The sequence below is a fragment of the uncultured Desulfovibrio sp. genome (assembly GCF_944327235.1).
Classification (GTDB): domain Bacteria; phylum Desulfobacterota; class Desulfovibrionia; order Desulfovibrionales; family Desulfovibrionaceae; genus Desulfovibrio.
Genome location: NZ_CALVHE010000132.1, coordinates 1 through 4,415, shown reverse-complemented (window position 1 = coordinate 4,415; position 4,415 = coordinate 1). Strand labels below are relative to the sequence as shown.

Annotated in this window: 4 protein-coding genes and 1 pseudogene; all 5 read right to left on the bottom strand. The window is 62.3% G+C overall.

Annotated features, from left to right (window positions below; genetic code table 11):
- Positions 1 to 82 precede the first annotated feature (82 nt).
- Positions 83 to 634 (bottom strand): sulfite exporter TauE/SafE family protein, encoded by a 552-nt coding sequence (locus Q0K00_RS11430; RefSeq protein WP_297229634.1) that lies wholly within the window; start codon positions 632 to 634, stop codon positions 83 to 85.
- On the bottom strand, positions 634 to 1,344 hold the full coding sequence (locus tag Q0K00_RS11425) for an FCD domain-containing protein (RefSeq protein WP_297229632.1): 711 nt from the start codon (positions 1,342 to 1,344) through the stop codon (positions 634 to 636). The genes Q0K00_RS11430 and Q0K00_RS11425 overlap by 1 nt, the downstream gene beginning before the upstream one ends.
- Positions 1,345 to 1,587: 243 nt before the next feature.
- Positions 1,588 to 2,622: a cytochrome d ubiquinol oxidase subunit II gene (gene cydB / locus Q0K00_RS11420; RefSeq protein ID WP_297229630.1), complete on the bottom strand. Its 1,035-nt coding sequence runs from the start codon at positions 2,620 to 2,622 to the stop codon at positions 1,588 to 1,590.
- A gap of 2 nt (positions 2,623 to 2,624) precedes the next feature.
- Positions 2,625 to 3,932, bottom strand: coding sequence for a cytochrome ubiquinol oxidase subunit I (locus Q0K00_RS11415; protein ID WP_297229628.1), 1,308 nt, complete (start codon positions 3,930 to 3,932; stop codon positions 2,625 to 2,627).
- Between the two features lie 388 nt (positions 3,933 to 4,320).
- Positions 4,321 to 4,415: pseudogene (locus Q0K00_RS11410) on the bottom strand (IS5/IS1182 family transposase); the annotation flags it as partial.

Genomic DNA, 4,415 nt, shown 5'->3' with positions numbered 1-4,415 from the left:
CACCGTCATGAGGATATCTACAAACTCCTCCTCAAGATGCTCAGAGAGAATCCTCTCTGCTAGTCATGACCCAAAATTTTTATTACAGGACGTCCCACAACATCTTGATCCCGACGCAGATCAGCAGGACGGCAAAGGCGCTCTTGAGCCGGCTGACGGGGAGACGGTGGGCGATGCGCGCCCCCAGCGGAGCCGTGAGCATGCTGCACACGACAAGGGGGAAAAGGGCCGGCAGGTAGAGGTAGCCCAGACAGTGCGGCGGCAGCCCCGTCGCCCCCAGTCCGTTGATCAGGTAGCCGCAGCAGCCCGCCACGGCGATGGGGAAGCCGATGGCCGCGGACGTGCCGATGGCCCGGTGCATCTCCACATTGTGCCAGACCAGGAAGGGCACGGAGAGCGTGCCCCCGCCGATGCCCACCAGGCTGGAGGTGAGGCCGATGACGCCGCCGGCCGCCCCCATGCCCCACGCGCCGGGCAGCTCCCGGCTGGCGCACGGACGGCTGCCGCGCAGCATCTGCACGGCCACATAGGTCAGGAAGACCACGAAAAAGATCTGCAAGAAACGGCGGGACAGCAGCCCGGCCAGCAGCCCGGCCACGATGCCCAGCAGTCCGTAGAGCACAAGACTTTCCATCATGACCGATCCCTCGCCGTGACCAGAGGGTGACGCTCCGAGACCGTGCCGAGGTGATGGCGCAATTCCTGCTCGCAGGCCTCTTCATCCTGCCGTTCCACCGCATCGATGATGCGCAGATGCGAGCTGATGGAGAACTGCCGCCACTCCTCGGAGCGCAGATCCGCCGTACGCCCGGGCTGGTAGACCGTATTGAGCCGCTGCATGGTCGTGGCCAGCAGGCTGTTGCCGGTGCAGCGCGCAAGACACTGGTGGAATCGCGCGTCCAGGTCGCCGTCGCCCTTTTCCATGAGGAGCCGCCGCTGCTGGTCGCAGACGATGATCTTGAGCTCGTTGAGCTGTTCCAGCGTACGGCGGCGGGCCGCCAGCCGCGCTATGGCCGGTTCCATGATGCGCCGAAACTCCATGACCTCATCAAAGATGGCGCATTCCGAGTCCACGGCCGACAGCAGCGCCTTTTCCAGAAAATCCGTCTCGCTGCTGCAAACGTAGGTCCCGTCCCCGTGGCGGCTCTCCAGCACGCCCTGGTCGGCCAGCGTGCGGATGGCCGTCCGTACGCTGTTGCGGGAAACCCCGAAGGTGCTGGCCAGGCTGCGCTCCGGCGGCAGCTTGTCGCCGGGCTTGAGCTGCAGCTCGTCCATGAATGCCCGCAAGCGGGACAGAAGGGTCTCATAGCTGCGCTGCGGGCTCTTGGCGGAAAAGGCGTCCATGTGCTTCATTCTCCTTTGCAACCACTATGAAGACCAATCCAACCACTGTCAACCATTTTACACCCTTTGTTACAACCAATTAAGAAAACATGGACCTCTCCTGCCCGAAAAGGGGACGCTCCCCGGCAGCCTTCAGGCCGTTACGCCCTGCCCTGCCTGGCTTTTGGTAAGGTACGGCACAAAAAAACGGCGGCCCCCGAAAAAACCGGGAGCCGCCGCAGTGGTTGGCTTCAGCAAAGAGGATCAGTAGGCGTGCTCGTCCTTCAGATCCTCGCCGGTGACCGGCTTGCGGAAGATGTGGTAGGCCCACGACTGGTAGATCAGCACGATGGGCACCATGACCAGCGCCACGCCCAGCATGATGCTGAGGGTCAGCTCCGTGGACGAGGCATTGTAGGCCGTGAGCGTCGCCGCCGGATCCAGCGAGGAGATGATCATGCCGGGGAACATGCCCGACACGCCGAAGAAGGTCACGCCCACGATGTACAGGCCGCTGCAGGCCCAGGCCAGCCAGAGCCGCCCGGCACGCAGCATGACCCGCGCGCCCACCAGACCGGCCAGCGCCACCAGCGGCAGCAGGAAGAGCGCCGGCTGAGCGAAGTAGTTGTCGAAGAGACGGGTATAGCTCCACGTCATGCCGAGGAAGACCAGCAGCAGCACCAGCATGATGGGCCAGAGCAGGCTGGCCGTGGCCAGGGCGCGCAGCTGCAGGTCGCCTTCGCTCTTGATGGCCAGCCACAGGGAACCGTGCAGCATGAACATCACCAGGAAGAAGACGCCGCCCGCCAGCCCGTAGGGATTGAGCAGGCCGAGGAGGTTGCCGTGATAGACGCCCTCCGCATCCACGGGGATGCCCATGAAGAGGTTGGCAAAGGCCACGCCCAGCAGGATGGAGGGCACAAGGTTGGACACGAAGTGGATGAGATCCCAGAAGCCGCGCCAGGCCGCGCTTTCCACCTTGCCGCGAAACTCGAAGGACACGGCGCGGAAGATGAGCGCGAAGAGCAGGAGCAGCAGAGGCGCGTAAAGCGCGCTGAACATGACCGCATAGACCGTGGGGAAGGCCGCGAAGGTCACCCCGCCGGCGGAGATGAGCCACACTTCATTGCCGTCCCAGAAGGGGCCGGCGGCATTGTACATGATGCGGCGGTCTTCCTCGCTCTTGCCGAGGCAGGGCAGGAGAGAGCCGAGGCCGAGATCGAAGCCGTCCAGCACGAAGTAGACGGCCCAGAGCAGCGCCCAGAGGATGAACCAGACGATTTGCAGTGTTTCCAGCATGACTAGACCTCCTCGGGGCCCTTGCAGGCATACTTGCGCAGCAGCCAGATGTCGAGCACGCCCAGCAGGGTGTACACGACGATGAAGCCGATGAGCGAAAAGAGCACATTGCCCGCGGGCACGGGCGAAACGGCGTCGCTGGTGCGCATGAGATTATAGACGATCCAGGGCTGACGGCCCATTTCGGCCACCAGCCAGCCGAAGGCGATGCTGAAGTACGGCAGCGGGATATTCCAGACCAGCGCCTTCATGAGCCCGGAACACGGCATGTCGCGCTTGCGCTGCAGCGTGGCCGCCGCCGCCAGGATGAGGAAGACCACGCCAAGACCCACCATGGCCCGGAAGCCCCAGAACACCGGCGCCACGGGCGGACGGTCCTCCTTGGGGAAGTCCTTGAGGCCCTTCACCTCGGCATTGGCATCGCCGTAAGCGATCCAGCTCATGAGGCCGGGGATGCCGATGGCTTCCACGCTGTTGCGCTCATTCTCCACGTCCGGCAGCACCAGCATGTAGAAAGGCGCGTTGGTCGTGGTCTCCCAGTGGGATTCCATGGCCGCCAGCTTGGCCGGCTGGAGCTGGGCTACGGTCTTGCCCTGCAGGTCGCCCGTCGCGGCCAGGGCCACGGCCAGCACCAGCGTGATGGGCGCGGCCATGCGGAAGGACATGCGGAAGAAGTCCGTATGGCTCTTGCGCAGCAGGTGCCAGGCCGACACGCCCAGCACGAAGAAGCCCGCGAGCATCCACGAGGCCATGAGCGTATGGGCGTACATGCCCCAGGCGTAGGGGTTGCACAGTACGGCGAAGAAGTCATCCAGCTCGGCGCGGCCGTTCTGGATCACATAGCCCAGCGGGTTCTGCATGAAGCCGTTGGCCAGGATGATCCAGAGGGCGGAAAGATTGCCCGCGATGACCACCAGCCAGATGCTGAGCAGATGCACCTTCTTGCCGACGCGGTTCCAGCCGAAATGCCAGACCGCCAGAAAGGTGGATTCAAGGAAGAAGGCCACCGTGGCCTCGATGGCCAGCAGCGAACCGAAGATATCACCCACATATTCCGAATAGCGGGACCAGTTGGTGCCGAACTGGAATTCCAGAGTGATCCCCGTCACCACCCCCAGCGTGAAGTTGATGACAAAGAGCTTGCCCCAGAATTTGGCGTGCGTGCGCCAGACCTCATTGCCGGTCTTGACGTACCACGTCTCCATGAGGGCAATCAGCAGCGACAGCCCCAGCGTCAGCGGCACGAAGATGAAATGGAAAAAAACGGCGACAGCGAACTGCAGCCGCGAGAGCAGTATAACGTCATCCATAGAGACATCCTCCTGAGTTGCCTACCTAGTATACCGCTCTGTTTCAGAAGGCAAGAGCAAATCCTGATAAGGCGTATAGCATATTTATTTCTTTGATCTTTCTTTTTCTCTCACCGGCTGGCGGCTTCGGCCCTGCGTCCGGGCGGCGTCGGGACGGCCGTCCCACGGGCGGCGATCTCCTCCGCGCCATGACGCGCTTATGACAACAAACACGATGGAGGCGAGTCCACAGGACGATAGAGCATTTTCAGTTTGAAACGCTTTGCGTTTCAAACCATACGGCCTGGCGTTTCGCGGAAAAAACGCGGTTTTTCCGCTCACTTTCGGCCGGGCGGCGCTGTGCTGCCGCCTCGCATTTTGCCTTTTTCAAAGGCAAAATACTCTAGGGTCAGGACTCATTAAAGGTAAAAATGACAATGGCAGCAATATGGATTGCCGAAAGGAATGTATGGGCACAGCGATCATAGCGCATGGCTATGCGGC